The organism is Micromonospora sp. NPDC048842 (assembly GCF_040649935.1).
GTDB lineage: Bacteria > Actinomycetota > Actinomycetes > Mycobacteriales > Micromonosporaceae > Micromonospora > Micromonospora hortensis.
The window spans coordinates 41,748-62,492 of sequence record NZ_JBEZGK010000018.1; the positions used below are offsets into that span (position 1 = coordinate 41,748).

18 protein-coding genes and 1 riboswitch are annotated in these 20,745 nt (G+C 72.0%); of the genes, 12 read left to right on the forward strand and 6 right to left on the reverse strand.

The annotated features are described in order from the left end of the window. The first annotated feature begins 220 nt into the window (after nucleotides 1-220). From AB0C19_RS23390 to AB0C19_RS23415, 6 genes are all read left to right on the forward strand, one after another. Nucleotides 221-1,498: an SGNH/GDSL hydrolase family protein gene (locus AB0C19_RS23390; RefSeq protein ID WP_357188738.1), complete on the forward strand. Its 1,278-nt coding sequence runs from the start codon at nucleotides 221-223 to the stop codon at nucleotides 1,496-1,498. A gap of 69 nt (nucleotides 1,499-1,567) precedes the next feature. Further along, on the forward strand, nucleotides 1,568-2,779 hold the full coding sequence (locus tag AB0C19_RS23395) for a cytochrome P450 (protein ID WP_357188601.1): 1,212 nt from the start codon (nucleotides 1,568-1,570) through the stop codon (nucleotides 2,777-2,779). Between the two features lie 7 nt (nucleotides 2,780-2,786). Then, nucleotides 2,787-3,782, forward strand: coding sequence for an alpha/beta hydrolase (locus AB0C19_RS23400; protein WP_357188603.1), 996 nt, complete (start codon nucleotides 2,787-2,789; stop codon nucleotides 3,780-3,782). Further along, entirely contained in the window at nucleotides 3,775-4,878 is a 1,104-nt protein-coding gene (locus AB0C19_RS23405; protein ID WP_357188605.1) for an alpha-hydroxy acid oxidase, read from the forward strand. The genes AB0C19_RS23400 and AB0C19_RS23405 overlap by 8 nt, the downstream gene beginning before the upstream one ends. A gap of 3 nt (nucleotides 4,879-4,881) precedes the next feature. Then, nucleotides 4,882-6,216 (forward strand): PLP-dependent aminotransferase family protein, encoded by a 1,335-nt coding sequence (locus AB0C19_RS23410; RefSeq protein WP_357188608.1) that lies wholly within the window; start codon nucleotides 4,882-4,884, stop codon nucleotides 6,214-6,216. Nucleotides 6,217-6,283: 67 nt separating this feature from the next. Next, nucleotides 6,284-6,544 (forward strand): hypothetical protein, encoded by a 261-nt coding sequence (locus tag AB0C19_RS23415; RefSeq protein WP_091397680.1) that lies wholly within the window; start codon nucleotides 6,284-6,286, stop codon nucleotides 6,542-6,544. Between the two features lie 137 nt (nucleotides 6,545-6,681). Here AB0C19_RS23415 and AB0C19_RS23420 read toward each other — a convergent pair whose 3' ends face one another. Then, complete coding sequence (locus AB0C19_RS23420; RefSeq protein ID WP_357188610.1) at nucleotides 6,682-8,118, reverse strand: glycine hydroxymethyltransferase; 1,437 nt, start codon at nucleotides 8,116-8,118, stop codon at nucleotides 6,682-6,684. A gap of 19 nt (nucleotides 8,119-8,137) precedes the next feature. After that, nucleotides 8,138-8,227, reverse strand: a riboswitch (ZMP/ZTP riboswitch). A gap of 149 nt (nucleotides 8,228-8,376) precedes the next feature. Here AB0C19_RS23420 and AB0C19_RS23425 point away from each other — a divergent pair. Further along, entirely contained in the window at nucleotides 8,377-9,183 is an 807-nt protein-coding gene (locus AB0C19_RS23425) for an SDR family NAD(P)-dependent oxidoreductase (RefSeq protein WP_357188612.1), read from the forward strand. A 60-nt stretch (nucleotides 9,184-9,243) separates the two neighbouring features. Here AB0C19_RS23425 and AB0C19_RS23430 read toward each other — a convergent pair whose 3' ends face one another. The 3 genes from AB0C19_RS23430 to AB0C19_RS23440 all read right to left on the reverse strand — a co-directional run bounded on the left by AB0C19_RS23430 (nucleotide 9,244) and on the right by AB0C19_RS23440 (nucleotide 11,409). After that, nucleotides 9,244-9,744, reverse strand: coding sequence for a hemerythrin domain-containing protein (locus AB0C19_RS23430; protein ID WP_357188614.1), 501 nt, complete (start codon nucleotides 9,742-9,744; stop codon nucleotides 9,244-9,246). Nucleotides 9,745-9,824: 80 nt separating this feature from the next. Continuing rightward, nucleotides 9,825-10,694 carry an NAD(P)H-hydrate dehydratase gene (locus AB0C19_RS23435; RefSeq protein ID WP_357188616.1) on the reverse strand — a complete coding sequence of 290 codons (870 nt, stop codon included), beginning with the start codon at nucleotides 10,692-10,694 and terminating at the stop codon, nucleotides 9,825-9,827. Next, entirely contained in the window at nucleotides 10,678-11,409 is a 732-nt protein-coding gene (locus AB0C19_RS23440; RefSeq protein ID WP_357188618.1) for a histidine phosphatase family protein, read from the reverse strand. Before AB0C19_RS23440 ends, AB0C19_RS23435 begins: the two co-directional genes overlap by 17 nt. A gap of 108 nt (nucleotides 11,410-11,517) precedes the next feature. Here AB0C19_RS23440 and AB0C19_RS23445 point away from each other — a divergent pair, with 108 nt between their 5' ends. Continuing rightward, complete coding sequence (locus tag AB0C19_RS23445) at nucleotides 11,518-12,489, forward strand: DNA primase small subunit domain-containing protein (protein ID WP_357188620.1); 972 nt, start codon at nucleotides 11,518-11,520, stop codon at nucleotides 12,487-12,489. Between the two features lie 9 nt (nucleotides 12,490-12,498). Here the strand turns inward: AB0C19_RS23445 and AB0C19_RS23450 are convergent, their stop codons facing one another. After that, the gene (locus tag AB0C19_RS23450; RefSeq protein ID WP_357188622.1) at nucleotides 12,499-13,005 is read right to left on the reverse strand and encodes an Lrp/AsnC family transcriptional regulator; all 507 of its coding nucleotides are present in this window, start codon (nucleotides 13,003-13,005) and stop codon (nucleotides 12,499-12,501) included. A gap of 72 nt (nucleotides 13,006-13,077) precedes the next feature. Here AB0C19_RS23450 and pdhA point away from each other — a divergent pair, with 72 nt between their 5' ends. The 4 genes from pdhA (at nucleotide 13,078) to AB0C19_RS23470 (ending at nucleotide 18,514) form a co-directional block, all read left to right on the forward strand. After that, nucleotides 13,078-14,277, forward strand: coding sequence for a pyruvate dehydrogenase (acetyl-transferring) E1 component subunit alpha (gene pdhA / locus AB0C19_RS23455; protein WP_357188740.1), 1,200 nt, complete (start codon nucleotides 13,078-13,080; stop codon nucleotides 14,275-14,277). Further along, nucleotides 14,274-15,278, forward strand: a complete 1,005-nt coding sequence (locus AB0C19_RS23460) for an alpha-ketoacid dehydrogenase subunit beta (RefSeq protein ID WP_203119752.1) — start codon at nucleotides 14,274-14,276, stop codon at nucleotides 15,276-15,278. Before pdhA ends, AB0C19_RS23460 begins: the two co-directional genes overlap by 4 nt. Further along, nucleotides 15,263-16,645, forward strand: a complete 1,383-nt coding sequence (locus tag AB0C19_RS23465) for a dihydrolipoamide acetyltransferase family protein (RefSeq protein WP_357188742.1) — start codon at nucleotides 15,263-15,265, stop codon at nucleotides 16,643-16,645. Before AB0C19_RS23460 ends, AB0C19_RS23465 begins: the two co-directional genes overlap by 16 nt. Nucleotides 16,646-16,834: 189 nt before the next feature. Further along, nucleotides 16,835-18,514 carry a right-handed parallel beta-helix repeat-containing protein gene (locus tag AB0C19_RS23470; protein ID WP_357188744.1) on the forward strand — a complete coding sequence of 560 codons (1,680 nt, stop codon included), beginning with the start codon at nucleotides 16,835-16,837 and terminating at the stop codon, nucleotides 18,512-18,514. Between the two features lie 111 nt (nucleotides 18,515-18,625). Here AB0C19_RS23470 and AB0C19_RS23475 read toward each other — a convergent pair whose 3' ends face one another. Next, nucleotides 18,626-20,725: a PQQ-dependent sugar dehydrogenase gene (locus tag AB0C19_RS23475; protein ID WP_357188624.1), complete on the reverse strand. Its 2,100-nt coding sequence runs from the start codon at nucleotides 20,723-20,725 to the stop codon at nucleotides 18,626-18,628. Nucleotides 20,726-20,745: the final 20 nt, after the last annotated feature.

A 20,745-nucleotide genomic window follows, 5' to 3' on the forward strand; every position in this document is an offset into this window, starting at 1 on the left:
TGGAAGCCTAGGCGGGAAACGGCTGGTCGGAACCGTGCCGACGGGCGGTCCGAGCGGCCCGCCGGACATTTGATCGCGTCGATCAGGTTGATTGACGCCCGTCAGCGGCGGCGGCTAGGTTTCTGGACCATCGTCCAGGCGGGCGCCGTCAGCGGACGGCCCTGGGCTGCCACACGATGGAGGTTCCATGGCAACGGCAACCCCGAAGAGATGGCCTGTCATCGCCGCCGCGGCCGCGCTGTTGGTCGCCGGCGCACCCGCCGTCGTCGCCAGCGCCGGTCCGTCCGGCACCGCCGCCAGCCGACCCGAGCGCGCCGAGTGGGCGGGCAGCTGGGCCACCGCTGTCACCCGGGGCAACTCGGTCGGGTTGACAAACACCGGCCTCAACGACCAGAGCGTCCGGATGATCGTGCACGTCTCCGTGGGCGGCCCGGCGCTGCGGGTCCGCCTGAGCAACCTCTACGGCGAGCAGGCCGTCACTGTCGGTCGCGCCACAGTGGCCCGGCCGAACACCGCGACCCCCGACGACCTCTCCGACATCGAACCCGCGTCGGTACGCCCGCTGAGCTTCACCGGTGCCGCCACGGCGACCATGAACCGGGGCGCGGAACTGCTCAGCGACCCGTTGGCCTTCCCGGTCCCGGACGACAGCGACCTGGTGGTCACTGTGCACTTCCCGACGCCGACCGGCCCGACCACGTTCCACGGGCAGTCCCAGCAGGCCAACTTCATCGGCGCCGGGGATCTGACCGGGGCGGCCGAGGGCACCGGGTTCACCACCCGTCCCACCTGCTGCTGGTTCTTCCTCTCCGGCGTCGACGTGCAGCGCAAGGGCAGTCCCGGCGCGCTGGTAGTGCTCAGCGACTCCATCGGCGACGGCAACGGCAGCACCGTCAACGCCAACCGGCGCTGGCCCGACCTGCTCTCCGACCGGCTGCTCGCCGACCGGCCGGACAAGCGCACCCCGGGTGTGCTCAACCTGAGCCTGGCCGGAAACCGCCTCAACCACGAGGGCACCGAGCCGGGCGACGGCAACTACCCGGGCTACTACCAGCTCGGCCCGAACGCGGCGGCCCGCCTCAACGAGGACGTGTTCGGCCAGACCGGGGTGCGTACCGTCGTCACCCACCTGGGCATCAACGACATCTGGATGTCGAACGACTCACCCGAGGCGATCATCGGCACGCTGCGGCAGATCAACCAGCAGCTCCAGCAGCGCGGGCTGACCAGCCTGGTGGCCACGCTGACGCCGTACGAGGGGCACGGCGCGCCGGGCGTGTGGACGCCGCAGAAGGAGGCCACCCGCCAGGCGGTGAACGCGTACCTGCGCGGCAGTCGGGAGTTCGACGGGCTGCTCGACTTCGACCGGGTGCTGCGCGACCCGGCACGGCCCAGCCAGCTCCTGCCCGCGTACGACTCGGGGGACCACATCCACCCGAACGACGCCGGCAACCAGGCACTGGCAAACGCCGTGCCGCTGCGGCTGCTCGACCTGTGACCTGGGCCGGGGGCGGCGGGTGATCCCCGCCGCCCCCGGTCACCGACATCGGCGGGGGAGGAGTTGGCAGTGGACGTGGACGGGATACTCACCGGCCTGTACAGCGAGGACGGCAGACAGGACCCGTACCCGTGGTACGCGGACCTGCACCGGCTCGGCCCGATCAGCGCGGTGCCGGCGCGCGCCGAGCATCGGACGGTCGCCGCCGTCGCTGTCGGCTACGACCTCGTCGACGGGTTGCTGCGCGATCCGGAGTGGACGAAACAGCCACCGCCGGGCTGGGAGGAGCAGGAGATCCTGCGGACCTTCCAGACCTCGATGATGTTCGTCAACCCACCCGATCACACCCGGATGCGGCACGTCTTCTCCCGCACCTTCACGCCGCGGCGGCTCGGCGCGCTGGAACCGGTGATCCTGCGGGTGGTCGACGAGTTGCTGGACCGGATTGCGGACGCCGGGGAGGGCGCCGTCGACTTCGTGGCCGACTTCGCGTACCCGCTTCCGGCGCTGGTGATGGCCGAGTTCATCGGCATCCCGGCCGCCGAGTTGCAGTGGTACCGCGAGCGGGTGGAGTGTATCGACGAGTTCCTGGACGTGGCGGGGAAGACCCCGCAGCGGCTGGCCGCGGCCAATACCGCCGCGCGGGAGTTGCGGGCCTTCTACCGGGAGCTGCTCGGGCACCGCCGCCGGGTGCCCGGGGACGACCTGCTCGGCGCGTTGGTCGAGGCGCTCGACTCCGGGGAGGTGGAGCTGACCGAGGAGGAGCTGGTCAGCAACCTGATCGTGCTGTTCAACGCCAGCTTCGTCACCACTGTCTACATGTTCAGCAATGGGCTGCCGTTGCTGCTGGCCCACCCGGAGACCGTCGCGGCGCTGCCCACCGACGCCACGCTGGCGCAGGGCTGCGTCGACGAGGTGCTGCGGATGGCGAGCCCCGTGCACTTCCTGGCCCGCGCCGCGCCGGCCGACACCGTGCTGCACGGCGTGCCGGTCGCCACTGACGACAACGTGCTGATCATGATCGGGGCGGCCAACCGGGACCCGGCCCGCTTCCCGGCCCCGGACACCTTCGACCCGACCCGTTCCGGCCCTCCGTCGCTGGCCTTCGGCGTGGGCCCGCACTTCTGCCTCGGCGCTGCGGTGTCGCGGTTGGAGGGCCGCCTCGCGCTGCCCCGGCTGTTCGCCCGATTCCCCGCGCTGACGGTCACCGAGACGCCGACGTACAGCGGCAGCCTGTTTCTGCGCGGCATCGACACGTTGCTGGTCAGCACCGGTGGATAGGAGCGACATGGCAGTGCACCCGGAGGTGGCGGCCTACCGGGCGGCCCGTGCCGCGGCCGGCACCCCGCCGCTGTACGCACAGACACTCTCCGAGGCGCGCGCCGCGGACCTGGCCGCGATCCGCGCCGGCAGCGGCGCGGTCGAGCCGGTGACCGAGGTACGCGACGAGCTGATCCCCGGGCCCGGCGGTGAGCTGCGGCTGCGGGTGTACCGGCCGACCGGTTCGGGTCCGCTGCCCACAGTGCTGTACTTCTTCGGCGGCGGCTGGACGCTCGGCAGCATCGACACCGCCGACGGCATCTGCCGGCGACTGGCCAACGCCGTGCCCTGTCAGGTGATCACCGTCAATTACCGCCTCGCCCCGGAGCACCCCTTCCCGGCGGCGGTGCACGACTGCCACGCCGCCACTTCGTGGATCGCCCGGCACGCCGACGAGTGGGGAGTGGACCCGACCCGGCTGGCGGTGGGCGGGGACAGCGCCGGCGGGAACCTGGCCGCCGCGGTCACAGTGCTCAGCCGTGGCGACGGGCCGCCGCTCGCCGCGCAGCTGCTGGTCTACCCCAACACCGACCAGAGCGGCGAACCGGCCGGGGACGACGACCCGATGTTGTTCAACCGCCGTTCGGTCGCCTGGTACCGGACGCACTACCTGGCCGACCCGGCGCACGCCAAGGATCCGCTGGCCTCGCCGCTGCTCGCCGACGACCTGTCCGGGTTGCCGCCGGCGCTGGTGATCACCGCCGAACTGGATCCCCTGTGCGCCGAGGGACAGCGGTACGCCGAGCGGCTGCGCGACGCCGGTGTGTCCACCCGGTTGGCGCACTACCCGGGCATGATCCACGGCTTCTTCGCCATGCCGGGCACCTTCACGGACGGGCGGCGCGCGCAGGAGAGTGCTGCGGCCTTCCTCCGCGAGCGCTTCGGGCTGCCGGCCCGGCCGGGCGGGGTGGATTGTCCGGCCGAGCCGGATGCCGCGACGGGCCCGGGGTCGGGCGATGGCTGAGCGGGCGTTGGCTGACCTGCCGGCCGTGGCGCTCGCCGACTACGCCGAGCGTGCCCGGGCCGTGCTGCCGCCGGACGTGTGGGACTACCTGGCCGGCGGCAGCGCGTCGGAGGTGACCCTCGCCGCGAACCGTCGCGCGTTGGACAGGGTCGCGGTGCTGCCCCGGGTGCTGCGCGGGGTGGACACCGTCGACCTCGGCACCCACCTGCTCGGTCGTCGGTACGCCATGCCGGTCGGTGTGGCGCCGATGGCGTACCAGCGGTTGGTGCACCCGGACGGAGAGCTGGGTCTGGCGGCGGCCGCCGGTGCGGCCGGGATCCCGTACCTGGCCAGCACGCTGGGCAGCACCCCCATCGAACAGATCACCGGGACGGGCGCGGACGTCTGGTTCCAGCTCTACTGGTTGCGCGACCGGGCGCTCGTCCGCGACCTGCTGGACCGGGTCGTCGCGGCCAAGTGCCGGGCGCTGGTGGTCACAGTGGACGTCCCGGTGCTCGGCAGACGTCCCCGGGACCTGCGCAACGCGTTCCGGCTGCCGGCCGAGGTGGTCGCCGCGAACCTCCCCGACGGTCGCGACGCGTTGGCGCACTCCGGTGCCCCAGGGGTGTCCGCGATCGCCGCGCACACCGCCGCGTCGTTCGCGCCGGCGCTGCGCTGGGCGGACCTGGCGTGGCTGCGCGAGCAGGTCGACCTGCCGCTGGTGGTCAAAGGGCTGCTGGACCCGCGCGACGCGACCGAGGCGGTACGGGTCGGCGCGGACGCGGTGGTCGTCTCCAACCACGGTGGGCGGCAACTGGACGGCTCACCGGCGAGCGTCACCATGCTGCCGGAGGTCGTCGACGCGGTCGGGGACGACTGCCAGGTGCTGCTGGACAGCGGCATCCGGTGCGGCACCGACGTGCTGCGGGCGCTGGCGTTGGGCGCGGCCGGGGTGCTGGTCGGCCGGCCGCTGCTCTGGGCCCTCGCAGCCGGCGGCGAAGCGGCCGCCCGGGACGCGTTGGCGCTGCTCGTCGCCGAGTTGACCGACGCGCTCACCCTGGCCGGCTGCGCCGACGTGGTGGCGGCCGGCGAGCTGCGCACCCTCGGGCTGGGCTGAGGGATGAGCGCGGACGAACCGGTCGACCTTACCGTCGCCGACCTGCACCCCGCGCTGGGTGATTCGGCGCTGACCTCGATGAACTTCCTCAACGAGGTGTCCGAGCGCTACCCGGCGGCGGTGTCCCTCGCGGCCGGCCGCCCGTACGAGGAGTTCTTCGACCTCGCGGCGGTGCACCGGCACCTGGACACCTTCCACAGGCACCTCGTCGACGACCTGGGGCACCGACCCGAGCAGGCCCGGCGGCTGCTGCTCCAGTACGGCCGTACCAAGGGCATCGTGCACCACCTGATCGCCCGCAACCTCGCGGTCGACGAGGGGATCACCGTCGACCCGGAGGACGTGGTGGTGACCGTCGGCTGCCAGGAGGCCATGTTCCTGGTGCTGCGGGCGTTGCGGGCCGGGCCGACCGATGTGCTGCTCGCGGTAGCCCCGACCTACGTCGGGCTGACCGGTGCGGCCCGACTGGTGGACCTGCCGGTGTGGCCGGTCGCCGGTGGGTCGGCCGGCGTCGACCTCGCCGACCTGGCCGCCCAGGTGCACCGGGCCCGGGCGGCGGGGCTGCGGCCGCGCGCCTGCTACCTGATGCCGGACTTCGCCAACCCCTCCGGGGTCAGCATCGACACCGCCCACCGGCAACGGTTGCTGGACCTGGCCGCGCGGGAGGACCTGCTGCTGCTGGAGGACAACCCGTACGGCCTGTTCCACAGCGACGACGGGCCGCGCCCGCCCACCCTCAAGGCGTTGGACACCGGCCGGCGGGTCGTCTACCTCGGCTCGTTCGCCAAGACCGTGCTCCCCGGCGCGCGGGTGGGGTATGTCGTCGCCGACCAGCGGGTTGCCGGCCCGGACGGGCGGGTCGGCCCGCTCGCCGACCAACTCGCCATGATCAAGAGCATGGTCACTGTGAACACGTCGCCGATCGCGCAGGCGGTGATCGGCGGCCGGCTGCTGGAGCACGGATGCAGCCTGGTGGCAGCGAACACCCGGGAGCGATCCGCGTACACCCGGAATCTGCGTCACCTGGTGGCCGGCCTCACCCGGCGCTTCCCCGATCAGCCGGACCAGCCGGACCGGCCCGCGGTGCGGTGGACGGTGCCGGCCGGCGGGTTCTTCGTGGTGGTGACAGTGCCGTTCCCGGTCGACGACGCGCTGCTGGACCGCTCGGGGCGCGACTACGGGGTGCTGTGGACGCCAATGGCGCACTTCTACGACGACACCGCGCCGGTCCACGCGTTGCGGTTGTCGGTCAGCGCTGTCACACCGGAGCAGATCGACGTCGGGCTGGATCGCCTCGCGGCGCTGATCACCGACGAGGTGACTCGCCGGGCGGGTTGACACACCGCGTTCATCGGATGGCAATGCGCGACGACCCGCGTGCCGTCGTCCTGGTTGGACGGTCATAATAAGCCGCATGGTTGCCTGGGAGTACGCCCTGCTCGTCCGTCGCTATCAGGGACAGGGCCGCAATTTTCACGTCTCGTTCGTCTGGTACGCGCCGGACGGGTCACGTAAGGACATCACCGCCTACGGCGACACCGCCATCGCGCACCTCAACCGCGCCGGCCGGGAGGGGTGGGAGTTGGTCTCCGCCGCCGAGGACGTCAACAACGTCCAGGGCAGCACCGAGGTCCACCGCTACCACCTGAAGCGCCCGATGGCCTGAAGGCCGCCGGCCTGCGGCGGCCCCGCCGCCCGCACCCGCCCGCTCTCGTCGATCATGGAGTTGTGGTGGTGGACGAAAGTCGTGCATCAGCCCGTATCGGGCACCACAACTCCATGATCGACGCGGTCGAGGGCTAGCTAGCTGAGGTCGATGCCGGGGTAGAGGGGGTACGTGGCCAGCAGGTCGGTGGCCTGGCGGGCGACCTTGTCGGCCAGGCCGGCGTCCAGCGTGTACTTCGCCTTCGACGGGGTGCCGTCGGCGTTGGCGCCAGCGGTGGTCTGGGTCAGCACGGTGTGGATCAGCTCGGCGTTCTGGTCCATCTCGGCGGTGCCCAGGCCCCGGGTGGTCAGCGCCGGGGTGCCGATCCGGATGCCGGACGTGTACCAGGCGCCGTTCGGGTCCTGCGGGACCGAGTTGCGGTTGGTGACGATGCCCGAGTCGAGGAGGGCCTGCTCGGCCTGCCGGCCGGTGAGCCCATAGCCGGACACGTCGATCAGCACCAGGTGGTTGTCGGTGCCGCCGGTGACCAGCGTCGCGCCCCGACGCAGCAGCCCCTCGGCGAGCGCCTGCGCGTTGTCGACGATCCGCTGGGCGTAGTCGGCGAAGTCGGGCCGGCGGGCCTCGGCGAGCGCGACCGCCTTGGCGGCCATCACGTGCGGCAGTGGACCGCCGAGCACCATCGGGCAGCCCCGGTCGACCTGATCGGCCAGCTCCGGCTGGCAGAGCACCATGCCGCCGCGCGGGCCGCGCAACGACTTGTGCGTGGTGGTCGTGACGATGTGCGCGTGCGGCACCGGGTCGAAGTCGCCGGTGAACACCTTGCCGGCCACCAGGCCGGCGAAGTGCGCCATGTCGACCATGAAGGTGGCGCCGACCGAGTCGGCGATCTCGCGCAGGATCCGGAAGTTCACCTTCCGGGGGTACGCCGAGTAGCCACCCACCAGGATCAGCGGCTTGAACTCGCGGGCGGCCTCGGCCACCCGGTCATAGTCGATCAGGCCGGTCGTCGGGTCGGTGCCGTAGCTGCGCTGGTCGAACATCTTGCCGGAGATGTTCGGCCGGAAACCGTGGGTGAGGTGCCCGCCGGCGTCCAGCGACATGCCGAGCATCCGCTGGTTGCCCAGTTCGCGGCGCAGCGCGAACCAGTCGGCCTCGGTGAGGTCGTTGACCTGCCGGACCTGGGCCTTCTTCAGGGCGGGGGACTCCACCCGGTCGGCCAGCACCGCCCAGAAGGCGACCAGGTTGGCGTCGATGCCCGAGTGCGGCTGCACGTACGCGTGCGCGGCGCCGAACAACTCCCGGGCGTGCTCGGCGGCGAGCGCCTCGACCGTGTCGACGTTCTGGCAGCCGGCGTAGAAGCGGCGGCCGACGGTGCCCTCGGCGTACTTGTCGCTGAACCAGTTGCCCATGGCCAGCAGCGTCGCCGGGGAGGCGTAATTCTCGCTGGCGATCAGCTTGAGCGACTCCCGCTGGTCGGTCAGCTCGGCGCCGATGGCGTCGGCGACCCGCGGCTCGACAGCCCGGATCACCTCAAGGGCACTCCGGAATGCGGTGGATTCGGCGTTGCGGGACATGCGACCTCCAACAGACGTGCGGGAAGGCCCAGGCGCTCGGCAAACGTCCACGTGACGAGGCCGCTCCCCGATGGTTCTCCATCCCCACGCGCCAGTAACGGCCCGGGAGGATCCTACCGGGCCGGAACCGGCCGTTCGGGCCGCCCTCCGGGAGGCGGCCCCGCCGATGTGATTGGGCGATGCGTCGCGGGGCACACGGTAGGTGACCACCGCACCGTCGCGGGTGCGGCCAGGGTTCGCACAGAAGGAGTCGAGAACATGACCACACCCACCTCCAACCGGCCGCTCGCCCTGGTGACCGGCGCCTCCAGCGGGATCGGGTACGAGCTGGCGGCGCAGTTCGTCGAGCACGGCTTCGACCTGGTGATCGCGGCCGAGGACGACGGCATCGAGGCGGCCGCGCAGAAGCTGCGCCGCGACGGTGGCCCGCAGATCTGGTCGGTCCGCGTCGACCTGGCCCGCGAGCAGGGCGTGACGGAGTTGGTGGCCGCGGTCACCGCGACCGGACGGCCGCTGGACGCGCTGGCGCTCAACGCCGGTCGGGGCGCCGGTGGCGCCTTCGTCGGCGGCACCGACCTGGCTGACGAGTTGGAGATCGTCGACCTCAACGTGCGCTCGACGGTGCACCTGGCGAAGCGGCTGCTGCCCGGGATGGTCGAGCGGGGCGCGGGCCGGGTCCTCTTCACCTCGTCGATCGCCTCCACCATGCCGGGGCCGTTCCAGGCGGTCTACAACGCGTCGAAGTCGTTCGTGCAGTCCTTCGCCGAAGCTGTGCGCAACGAGCTGAAGGACACCGGTGTCACTGTGACCTCGCTGATGCCCGGGCCGACCGAGACGGAGTTCTTCGACCGGGCCGACATGGAGGACACCCGGGTGGGCGCGGGCAGGAAGGACGACCCGGCGAAGGTCGCCGAGCAGGGCTTCGAGGCGATGATGAGGGGTGATCAGACGATCACCGCGGGCTCGCTGATGAACAAGGTACAGACCGCCGCCGGCAAGATCATTCCGGACAAGCTCAAGTCGGAGCAGCACCGCCGGATGGCCGAGCCGGGATCGGGCAGCTGACCCGTGGCGCACGACGAAGGGCCCGGCATCGTGCCGGGCCCTTCGGTGTGAGCGGGTGCCTCAGGCCGTCACCGCGTCGAGCGCCTTCTTGATCGCCTTCGGCGCGGTGGGGGTACGCGGCGCGTCCGCGCGCAGCGCGATCATCTTCTCGCCGATCTCCTGAAGCTGCTTGCGGCCCAGCGCGTCGCGGACCTTGGGGAACCACTCCTGCTCTTCCTCCTCGACGTGGTGGGTGACGTTCTCGATCAGCACCGTCGTCTTGGCGTTGAACCGCTCGTCGTCGGCGCCCATGCTGGCCAGCTCGGCGCAGAGCACGTCGGCGACGTGGTGTTCCTCGTACGACTCCAGGATGTCGTCCTCCAGGTCGGGCAGCAGCCGGCGGACCTCCGGATACATCACCTCGTTCTCCAGGTAGGTGTGCACTGTCAGTGCCTCGAGGATCTGGTCCACCAGCTTCTGCCGCTGGCTCGCCGGCCCCTCCTCGGCGTCCTGGAAGGCCTTGAACAGGCGGCGCATTTCCTTGTGGTCCTCTTTGAGCAGGACGATGGCATCGGTCGACACCGGTATGACCTCCCGGTAAGAGTCTCGGCTGGTGGCGTTCCGGTACCCCGACGCCGAATGCGGAAACAGGTGAAACCGCCTCAGACCATCGCCAGGGTGCGGGGGATCTCGTCGAGCAACTCCCGAGCCAGAAAGCCGATCCGGCCGTAGCGGGGGATCAGCCGCTGGCCGCTCACCGAGTGCGCGAACGAGCCCCAGCAGGCCGCCTGCGCCGGGTCGGCACCCCGGGACAGCAGCCCCGCCAGCAACCCGGCGAGCACGTCCCCGCTGCCGGAGGTGCCCAGCCCGGCGTCGCCGCTCTCCTCCCGCCAACGCCGCCCGTCCGGGGCGGCCACGTGCCCGTACAGCGACACGACCGCCTCGTACCGCGCGGCCAACTCGCCGGCCTCGGCGTCCAGGTCGTCGCCCGGCTCCCGCCCGAGCAGGTGCCCGGCCTCCGTGACGTTGGGGGTGAGCACCACGGGTCGACCCGAGCCGACCAGCAGGTCCGGTGCGTGGCTGAGCGCACCGAGGGCGTACGCGTCGAGCACCAGCGACGTGTCCGGACGGGCCGCCTCCAGGACCAGGCTCAGCAGGCGGTTGGTCTCGTCGATCGCCTTCAGGCCGGGGCCGATCGCCACCACGTCGGCCTGCGCGACCAGGTCGCCGAGCTGGCCGTCCCGGTCTGCGGCCACCGCGCCGTCGGCGGTCTCCGGCAGACCGACCACCAGCGCCTCGGGCACCTGGATGCTCAGCGCGGCCGCAGTGGACTCGGCGGCGGCGAGCTGGAGCACCCCGGCACCGGCGCGCAACGCGGCCACCCCGGCGAGCAGCACCGCGCCGGGCGTGAAGCGGGAACCGCCGACCACCAGCACGGTGCCCCGGCTCTCCTTTCCGCCGACCGGCACCGGCAGCGCCCAGTCCCGCAACAACGCCGGGGTGATCACCTTCACCTCAGACCGGCTCGGCATGGATCTCGTCCTCCCTGGTCGGCTGGGCGCCCTGCTGACGCAGGTGCGCGACATCGTTGAAGGCGGTGAGGGCCAGGCGGTCGTCGCCGTCCGCGGACCACTCGGTGATCGAACAGTTGGCGATCACGTCCTGCCGGGTGAGCGCCATCAACTCGTCCTCGGTCAACCCCTCCAGCAGATAGCGAAGCAGGAAGACCAGCGCGTCGTGGCCGAAGAGCAGCACCCGGCAACCCTCGTGGTCGCGGCGCAGGTCGCCCAGCAGCGTCCGCAGCCGCAACGCCACGTCCGTCCAGGACTCCCCGCCCGGCGGCCGGTAGTAGAACTTGCCCAACCGCTCCCGGCGCTCGGCCTCGTCCGGGTATCGCCGCCGCACCCCGTGGCCGGTCAGGCCGTCGAGGATTCCCAGCTCCCGGTCGCGCAGCCGCTCGTCGCGGTGCACGGGGATGTCGGTCCCGGCCAGCGCCAGCCGCGAGGTCTGCACCGCGCGCAGGTACGGCGACACCACCGCCACATCCGGGCGCCTCGCGTCCGGCAGCTCGGCCAGCCAGCGGCCGGTCGCCCGAGCCTGCTCCTCGCCGGTCGGGGAGAGTGGCACGTCGGCGTCGCGGTGGGTGAGGTCGATCAGTTCCGCGCCCGACGCCTCGGCGTGCGTCGCCGCGACGTTCGCGGTGCTCTCGCCGTGCCGAACGATCCAGAGGGTTGCCAGTTCCGCCATGCGGCCCCCCTACCCGGGCGCCGCCGACGGTAACCGTGTCCGGTGATCCGCCATGCCGATGTCCGCTCGGTGGACGTCCGACGTGGGCGCAGGTCGTACCCTCGGGGCGTGGCCACGGCGGCGGAGGAGATCCAGGTGGGGGAGCGGCTGGTTCGCGTCTCCAGCCCCGACAAGCCGTACTTTCCCGAGCGCGGGCTGACCAAGCTGGACGTGGTCCACTACTTCCTGGCGGTGGGTGACGGCATCCTGCGGGCGCTGCGGGATCGGCCGACCATGCTCGAACGCTGGCCGCGCGGTGTCTTCGAAGGCGCCACGATCGCCACCCGGCAGACCAACCGGGGCGACGCGTTCTACCAGAAGCGGCTGCCTGCCGGCGCGCCCGAGTGGGTGCGGACGGCGCACATCACCTTCCCCAGTGGCCGTACCGCCGACGAGGTCGCGCCGAGCGAGTTGGCAGTGGTCATCTGGGCGGCCAACCTGGGCACCCTGCGGTTCCACCCGTGGCCGGTCACCGCCGCCGAGGTGGAGCGCCCCGACCAGCTGCGCATCGACCTGGACCCGATGCCCGGCGTCGGCTTCGAGCAGGTGGTGCCGGTGGCGCACGAGGTGCGGGCGTTCCTCGCCGAGCTGGGCATGACCGGCTACCCGAAGACCACCGGCGGTCGAGGGCTGCACGTCTACCTGTCGATCGAGCCGCGGTGGAGCTTCGGTGACTGCCGTCGGGCGGTGCTCGCGCTGGGCCGGGAGATGCAGCGCCGGCTGCCGGACCTGGTCACCACCACCTGGTGGCGCGAGCAACGGGACCGTCCGGTCTTCGTCGACTACAACCAGATGGCCCGGGACCACACGGTGACCTCGGCGTACTCGATCCGGCCTACACCGGCCGCGCTGGTCTCCGCGCCGCTGGACTGGTCGGAGCTGGACCAGGTCCGTCCGGAGGACTTCGACGTGCTCAGCATGCCGGCCCGGTTCGCCGAGCGCGGCGACCCGCACGCCGGCCTGGACGGTGACCGGCACTCGCTGGAACCGCTGCTGGAGCTGGCCGACCGCGACGGGCTGGAGGCCCCGCCGGAGCGCTGAGCCCGGCGCTCACGCCCAGGGGCTGCCGGCCCCGTCGAACTCCTCGAAGACCAGCCAGGTACGGGTGGACAGCACCCCGGGAATGCCCTGCACCCGGCCCAGCACCACGTCGCGCAGCGCGGCGTTGTCCGGGGCGCGCGCCAGCGCGAGCACGTCGTGGTCACCGCCGAGCAGCGCGGCGTGCTCGATGTAGCGCACCCGGGCCAGCTCGGCCGACACCTCCCGCCAGGTGTTCTGCTCGATGGTCAGGGCGATGTACGCCGAGGTGCCCAGCCCGGCAGCCTCGGGCGCCACCTGGGCCCGGAACCCGGTGATCACCCCGTCGCGGAGCAAGCGCTCCACCCGCGCGTACGCGTTGGTGCGGGAGATGTGGATCCGTTCGGCGAGGGTGCGCACCGACGTCCGACCGTCGCGGACCAGCTCGTCGAGGATCCGCCGATCAACCTCGTCCAGGGCTCGGACCGATCGTCCCGATCCCGCGCCCCGGCTCGCTTCGTCGGCGGTCTCCTGGCTCACTGCTGGGCCCTCCGCATGCCAACCGTCCCGCCTTCCGTGTCGATCTTGAGTCAATCATCCACAAGCGGAAGCATAGGCTCACCACACGTCCCAGGAGGTTCCGCCGTGACGACCACTCCCCAGGCGGTCCGCAGGGCATCCCCGCGCGCCCGTCGAACGGTCACCCCGCCCGACCCGGCGCGCTCGTTGCTACCGGACGCCGAGCCGGTCCGCCTGCTCGCCGAGAACGGCACGCCGCTGCCCGCCCGCGCCGACTACCCCGAACCACCAGCCGAGGTGCTGCGCGAGCTGTACCGCCGGATGGTGCTCGGCCGCCGCTTCGACACCCAGGCGACCGCACTGACCAAGCAGGGCCGGCTCGCCGTCTACCCCTCCTCGCGGGGCCAGGAGGCGTGCCAGGTCGGCGCGGTCCTCGCGGTCCGCGACGCCGACTGGGTCTTCCCCACGTACCGCGAGTCGATGGCGCTGGTTGCCCGAGGCATCGACCCGGTCGAGGTGCTCACCCTGCTGCGCGGCGACTGGCACTGCGGCTACGACCCGACCGAGGTGCACACAGCGCCCCAGTGCACCCCCCTCGCCACCCAGTGCGTGCACGCCGCCGGACTGGCCCACGGTGAGGCGTACCAGGGTCGCGACACCGTGGCGCTGGCCTTCATCGGTGACGGCGCCACCAGCGAGGGCGACTTCCACGAGGGGATCAACTTCGCCGCCGTGTTCAAGGCGCCGGTGGTCTTCTTCGTGCAGAACAACAAGTACGCCATCAGCGTCCCGCTGTCGCGGCAGACCGCCGCACCGTCGCTGGCCTACAAGGGCGTCGGCTACGGCGTACCCAGCGAGCAGGTCGACGGCAACGACCCGGTCGCGGTGCTCGCCGTGCTCACCCGTGCGGTCGCCCACGCCCGCGCCGGCAAGGGACCATTCCTGGTCGAGGCGCACACCTACCGGATGGAGCCGCACACCAACGCCGACGACGCCACTCGCTACCGCGACGGCGCCGAGGTCGACGCCTGGCGGGACCGGGACCCGGTCGCCCGGCTGGAGACCTACCTGCGCGCCCGCGGCGTGCTCGACGACGCGGCGGTCGCCGAGATCGCCGAGCAGGCCGAGGCGTACGCGGCGGACCTGCGGACCCGGATGAACGAGCAGCCCACCGTCGACCCGCTGAGCCTCTTCGACCACGTCTACGCCGAGCCCACCCCGCAGCTGATCGAACAGCGTGAGCAGGTCCGCGCCGAACTGGCCGCCGCCCACGCCGAGGAGGGTGACGCCTGATGGCCACCACCATGGCGAAGGCGCTCAACACAGCGCTCGCCGACGCGCTCGCCGCCGACGACCGGGTCGTCGTCTTCGGTGAGGACGTCGGCGCGCTCGGCGGCGTCTTCCGGATCACCGACGGCCTCCAGGCCCGCTTCGGCGAGAACCGCTGCTTCGACACCCCCCTCGCCGAGGCCGGCATCGTCGGCTTCGCCGTCGGCATGGCCATGTCCGGCCTGCGCCCGGTGGTCGAGATGCAGTTCGACGCGTTCGCGTACCCGGCCTTCGAGCAGATCGCCTCGCACGTCGCGAAGCTGCGCAACCGCACCCGGGGCGCGCTGAGCGTGCCGATCGTCATCCGCGTGCCGTACGCGGGCGGGATCGGCGGAGTCGAGCACCACTGCGACTCGTCCGAGGCGTACTACGCGCACACCCCCGGGCTGAAGGTGGTCACCCCGGCGACCGTCGACGACGCGTACTCGCTGCTGCGCGAGGCGATCGAGGACCCCGACCCGGTGGTCTTCATGGAGCCCAAGAAGCTCTACTTCGCCAGCGCCGAGGCGTCCCTGCCGATCCGCAACGAGCCGTTCGGCCGGGCCGTCGTGCGCCGGCCCGGACGCGACGCCACGCTGGTGGCGTACGGGCCGGCGGTGCCGGTCGCGTTGGAGGCCGCCGAGGCCGCCCGCGAGGAGGGGTGGGACCTGGAGGTCGTCGACGTACGCACCATCGTGCCGTTCGACGACGAGACCATCACCGCCTCGGTCCGGCGTACCGGCCGGTGCGTGGTGATCCAGGAGGCGCCCGGCTTCGCGGGCGTCGGCGCGGAGATCGCCGCCCGGGTGCAGGAGCGCTGCTTCCACGCGCTGCACGCCCCGGTGCTGCGGGTCGCCGGCCTGGACATCCCGTACCCGGCGCCGATGCTGGAGCACACCCACCTGCCCGGCGTGGACCGGGTGCTCGACGCGGTGGCCCGCCTCCAGTGGGACGACCAGCCGGACGCGCGTTGGGCGGCGGCATGACCATCGTCGAACGGACGCAGGTCTTCCTCCTGCCCGACCTGGGCGAGGGGCTGAGCGAGGCCGAGATCGTCGAGTGGCGGGTCGCCGTGGGTGACGTGGTCACCGTCGACCAGAGCGTGGTCGAGGTGGAGACCGCCAAGGCCGTTGTCGACGTGCCCTGCCCGTACGCCGGGCGGGTGGTCACCCTGCACGGCGCGGCCGGTGAGGTACGCCCGGTCGGCCAGCCGTTGATCACCATCGCGCCGTTGGACGGGGGCGACGAGCCCGCCGGGCACGCCACCTACCGCGAGGAGGAGCGCGCCGGCTCCGGCAACGTGCTGATCGGGTACGGCACCGGCCACGGCAACGCCACCCGCCGTCGGCGTCGGCCCCGCCTGGCGGTGGCCCCCGAACCGGCCGTCGCCGGCCCGACCGGTGGCACCGGCGCCGCTGCCGGCGCCACGTCCGCCAAGGCTGCCGCGTCCGGCGACCCGGCACCGCCTACCGCCGCTCTGGTCATCTCGCCGATCGTGCGTCGGCTGGCCCGTGAGAACAGCGTCGACCTCGACACGGTGCGGGGCACCGGGCCCGGGGGCGTGATCCGCCGCGCCGACGTGGAGGCCGCGCTGACCGCGCCCGCCGCCCGGCTCGCCGCCGTGCCGGACCCGCAGGTCGGGTCGGCCCCGGTCGGGGACGGCGACGTCATCGTCCCGCTGACCGGCGTCCGCAAGGTGATCGCCGACAAACTCTCCCGCAGCCGGCGGGAGATCCCGGAGGTGACCATCTGGGTCGACGTGGACGCCACCGGGCTGTTGGAGACCCGCGCCGCGATCAACGCCGCGACGCCCGACGCGCCGGTGAGCATCCTGGCCCTGCTGGCCCGGATCTGCCTCAGCGGACTGCGCCGGTTCCCGCAGCTCAACGCCCGGGTCGACACCGAGGCGCAGCGCATCGTCCAGTCCGCCGGGGTGCACCTTGGCATCGCCGCGCAGACCGACCGTGGGCTCCTGGTGCCGGTGCTGCGTGACGCCCAGCTGCTCACCACCGCCGAGCTGGCCGCCGAACTGGCGGCGACCACGGCCGCCGCGCGGGCCGGCAGCCTGCCCCCGGCCCGGCTGACAGGTGGCACCTTCACGCTGAACAACTACGGGGTGTTCGGCGTCGACGGCTCCACGCCGATCATCAACCACCCCGAGGCGGCTCTGCTCGGGGTCGGGCGGATCGTGGACAAGCCGTGGGTGGTCGACGGGCAGCTCGCCGTCCGCAAGGTGACCCAGCTCAGCCTCACCTTCGACCACCGGGTCTGCGACGGCGGAGTGGCCGGCGGCTTCCTGCGGCACGTCGCCGACTGCGTGGAGCGTCCGGCGCTGCTGATCGCCGCCGTCTGACGCGTACCCCTTCGGCCCCGGCGCCGCCCGTGCGGCGCCGGGGCCGGCGCACGTCCGGGCCTCCCCGGCGGTGTCATCGGGCCGGGGTCGCCCGGCACGGTGATCGGGCCGGGGTTTCCCGGCGGCCTCACCGGGAAGTCGGCCCCGCCGGAGCGCACCGAACACGTCGAAGGGAGCCCGACCGTGGCCGTGGCGAACGAGCTGCTACTGAACTCGGTCCGGGTACGACGACCCGCCTCGGCCGGCGCGCCGCTCTACTGCGACGCGCTGGAGTACGGGCTCACCGGTGACGGCGCGACAAACGACCAGCCGGCGCTGGCGGCCCTGGTGGACCGCCTCGGCGCCGGGTACGCCTCGGACGGACGGGCCCGGGTCATCTACTGCCCGCCGGGCATCTACTCGATCCGGGACGCGGGCACTGTGTGGCGCAGCGGTGTGTCGCTGATCGGGGCCGGGCCGGCGGCGACCCGTTTCATGCTCAGCAACGAGGGCAACCGGGCCGACCCCACCCCCTTGGCCTTCTGGACCACTGTGCAGCACGGCGCCGACCGGTACCGGCACATCGCCGACTGCACCTTCTCCGACTTCCAGATCGACGGCTCCGGTGTCGCCATGGCCGAGTACAACTACCTGGCCAAGGGCCTCGGCCTCCAGTACGTGGTGCGGGGCGTCTTCCGCAACCTCTACATCCACCACACCGCCGCCACCGGGCTGGGCTGCGACTTCCTCCAGGACTCCCTGATCGACGGCGTGGTGGTGGTCGGCTGCGGCCGACTGGACAACGGCGAGCAGATGGGCGGCGCCGGCATCGGGATCGGCATCGGTGGCTGGGGAGCGGTGGAGCGGCTGACCATCGCCAACTGCACCGCCCTGGCCAACGGCACCAACGGCATCTTCCTGGAGCTACAGAAGGACTACTGGGCGCCGCCGCGCGGCTACCGCATCATCGGTTGCCACAGCCAGGGCAACCGCTTCGGCATTTCCGACTGGGGCGCCGACGGCCTGATCGTCTCCGCCTGCACCATGACCGGGAACCTGGAGACCGGGTTCGACGTGTCCGCGCAGGGGACCTCGTCGGTGGCCGGGCGGGGCGGCCTGCTCACCGACTGCGTCATAGACGGCAACATGTGCGACGGGGTCAGCATCGGCAACAGCCCCGGCCCGTACACCGTCCGGGGCAACCGGATCAGCGGCAACGGCCGGCACGGCTATCACTCGCACGACCTCGGGCGCGGCTACCGGGGCTCGATCCGGGACGTGGTGATCGAGAGCAACGAGTTCTGGGGCAACGGCCTCGACGCGGTCCGGATCGACCACCAGATGACCGACGCGGTGGTCCTGAACAACCGGATCCGCAACAACGGACGGCAGTACGGCGAGGGCACCGGCGGTACCGGCGACGCCGTCCGTTACAGCGAGCGGTGCCTGGTGGACCGGTCGGCCAACTGGCCGCACGACGGGCACCGGGGCAAGGTCCTGCGGGTCGGGAAGGCCGTGGCCATGGTGGCCTCCAACACCGGCGACGAACTCACCCTCGCCCCGGTCCGCCCGGACGCGTTCAGCGCGTGGAGCGGGGACGTGCCACCGCCGGGATGCGGATACGAGCTGGCCGCCGCGCCGAAGCTGCGGGCCGGGATCACCATCGACGCGCCGTTCGACTCGGCCACCATCCGGGGCAACCGGGTCTGGGACAACCACGACAACCCGACCCAGACACACGGGCTGTGGATCACCGAGCGGGGCAGTTGCGTGGACTGCCGGGTCGAGGACAACGACCTGGCCGGCAACGCCGACGAGGGGATGCGACTGGACACCCCGCCGGTGGGCGGACGGTGGCGGGACAACCACGTGGACAGTGACTGGAGCTGACCGGCCGCCGTCTGTGATGCCCCGGCGATGGTGCCGGCGAGATCTGGAGCTGAACGACATGCGGCGGCGGCCGGAAGGATCCGGCCGCCGCCACTGTCATTGTTGAACCGATCAGCCGGCCAGACCCGCCACCGGGGTCGGGTCGAGCACCACGGTCGCCGAAGCGGACTGTGCGGGTACGCCCGGGTCGGTCGGCGCGTCGGTGTACTCAGCGACGAACACCGCGGTCAGGTTGTCCGCGCCGCTGTGCCCACCGTCCAGGAAGGTGGGAATGGTCCCGGAGCAACCCGTCGAGGTGGAGAGCGGGTGCCCGTGCTCATCGTGCCCGAGCACGTAGGTGACCTTCACCCGGGAGCAGTCCACCGGCAGGTCGTCGGTGACCTTCACCTCGTACGCGACCGTCTGCCCGAACTGGAACGGCTGCCCGGCCTCCGGGGCGACGAACTCGACGATCGGCGCGGTCGGCCCGACCACCAGCGGCAGGGACGCCGAGGCGGACCGTCCGGTGCGGTCGGTGACCTTCAACGTCGGCGTGTACGAGCCGTTCTCCGGGAACGTCCAGCTCGCGTTCGGAGCGGTGCTGTCCACCGAGCCGTCCGCGTTGAAGTCCCACGCGTAGCTGAGCTTGTCACCGTCCGGGTCGGTCGTGCCGGCGCTGGAGAACGCGACGGTCAGCGGGGCCTGCCCAACGGTCGGGGTGCCACTGATCTTCGGGATCGGCGTCCGGTTGCCCCGGACGAAATCGATCCGGGACAGCTGCGCGTCCGGGTTCTCGGCGAAGTAACCGTCGCCGTACTCCAGGACGTAGAGCGCGCCGTCCGGGCCGAACTCCATGTCCATCGGGTTGTCCACCACCAGCGACGGCGCCACCGGACGGATGTCCGTCACGTCGCCGTCGGAGTCGAGGCGGAACTCCTTGATGTAGTCGCGGGACCACTCGTAGAACAGCGGCACCCCGTCGTAGTAGGCCGGCCAGCGGGTACGCGACGTGCTGGTCCCGTCGTACTCGTACGCCGGGCCACCCATCGGAGAGATGCCGCCGGTGCCCAACTGCGGGAACTCGGCCGAGGGGGCGGCCGCGTACCAGACCTCGGGCTGCTCGACCGGCGGCAGCACGCGCTTGCCGGTGTTGTGCGGTGAGTCGTTGACCGGGCGCTTGCAGTTGAACTTGGCGCCGGACTCGCCGGTCGCGAAGTCGTAGTCGCGGTAGGCGATCGTCGGCGTCACGCAGTACGGCCAGCCGTAGTTGGCCGGCTTGTCGACGAGCATCCACCGGCCGTGCCCAGCAGGGCCGCGCTCCGGGTTCGGGTTGGAGGCGTCCGGGGAGTAGTCGCCCACGTACACGTTGTCGGTACGCCTGTCGACGGCGAACCGGAACGCGTTGCGCAGCCCCATCGCGTAGATCTCCGGGCGGGTCTGCGCCGTGCCGGATTTGAACAGGTTGCCGGCCGGCACCGTGTAACCACCACCGGCCTTCACCTTGATGCGCAGCAGCTTGCCGCGCAGGTCGTTGGTGTTGGCCGAGGTGCGCTGGGCGTCGTACGCCGGGTGGCGGTCGGCCCGCTCGTCGATCGGGATGTAGCCGTCGGAGGCGAACGGGTTGGTGTCGTCACCTGTCGACAGGTACAGGTTGCCCTTGCTGTCGAAGTCGATCTGGCCGCCGACGTGGCAGCAGATGCCCCGGTCGGTCGGCACGTCGATGATCTGCTGCTCGCTGGCGAGGTTCAGCTTCATCCCGTCCAGCTTGAACCGGGACAGCCGCAGCGCGCCCTTGAACCGCTGCCAGTCCGCCTCGGTGCCGGTCTCCGGCGCGTCCCCCTCGTTGACACCCGGGGTCGCCGGGTCGTCCACCGGAGTGTCCATCGGCGGCGAGTAGTAGAGGTACACCCACTTGTTCTGGGCGAAGTTCGGGTCGATGGCGACGCCCTGCAACCCCTCCTCGTCGTGCTCGTACACCGGGATGTCGGCGGCGAGGGTGTTCAGCCCGGTGCGCGGGTCGTGGATGCGGACCTCACCGGTGCGGGAGGTGTGCAGCACCCGCAGGTCGGGCAGGACGGCGAGGCTCATCGGCTCGCCCGGGAAGTCGTTCAGTGTCACTTTCTGGAAGCTGCTGTCCGGCGGCGCGGCCGGCGCTGCGGACGCTGCCGACTGTGGTATGGCCAGACCGGCCGTCACCAACAGCAGGGCGGACGCGAATGCGGTCCTTTTCATCAGGTGAGTCCCCCGGGGTG

What these genes read in the sequence shown, in the direction of transcription:
- AB0C19_RS23420 (WP_357188610.1), bottom strand. Translation starts at nt 8,118, where the DNA reads ATGTCCCGCAACGCCGAATCCACCGCATTCCGGAGTGCCCTTGAGGTG.
- AB0C19_RS23435 (WP_357188616.1), bottom strand. Translation starts at nt 10,694, where the DNA reads ATGCCGAGCCGGTCTGAGGTGAAGGTGATCACCCCGGCGTTGTTGCGG.
- AB0C19_RS23440 (WP_357188618.1), bottom strand. Translation starts at nt 11,409, where the DNA reads ATGGCGGAACTGGCAACCCTCTGGATCGTTCGGCACGGCGAGAGCACC.
- AB0C19_RS23425 (WP_357188612.1), top strand. Translation starts at nt 8,377, where the DNA reads ATGACCACACCCACCTCCAACCGGCCGCTCGCCCTGGTGACCGGCGCC.
- AB0C19_RS23410 (WP_357188608.1), top strand. Translation starts at nt 4,882, where the DNA reads ATGAGCGCGGACGAACCGGTCGACCTTACCGTCGCCGACCTGCACCCC.
- AB0C19_RS23400 (WP_357188603.1), top strand. Translation starts at nt 2,787, where the DNA reads ATGGCAGTGCACCCGGAGGTGGCGGCCTACCGGGCGGCCCGTGCCGCG.
- AB0C19_RS23405 (WP_357188605.1), top strand. Translation starts at nt 3,775, where the DNA reads ATGGCTGAGCGGGCGTTGGCTGACCTGCCGGCCGTGGCGCTCGCCGAC.
- AB0C19_RS23475 (WP_357188624.1), bottom strand. Translation starts at nt 20,725, where the DNA reads ATGAAAAGGACCGCATTCGCGTCCGCCCTGCTGTTGGTGACGGCCGGT.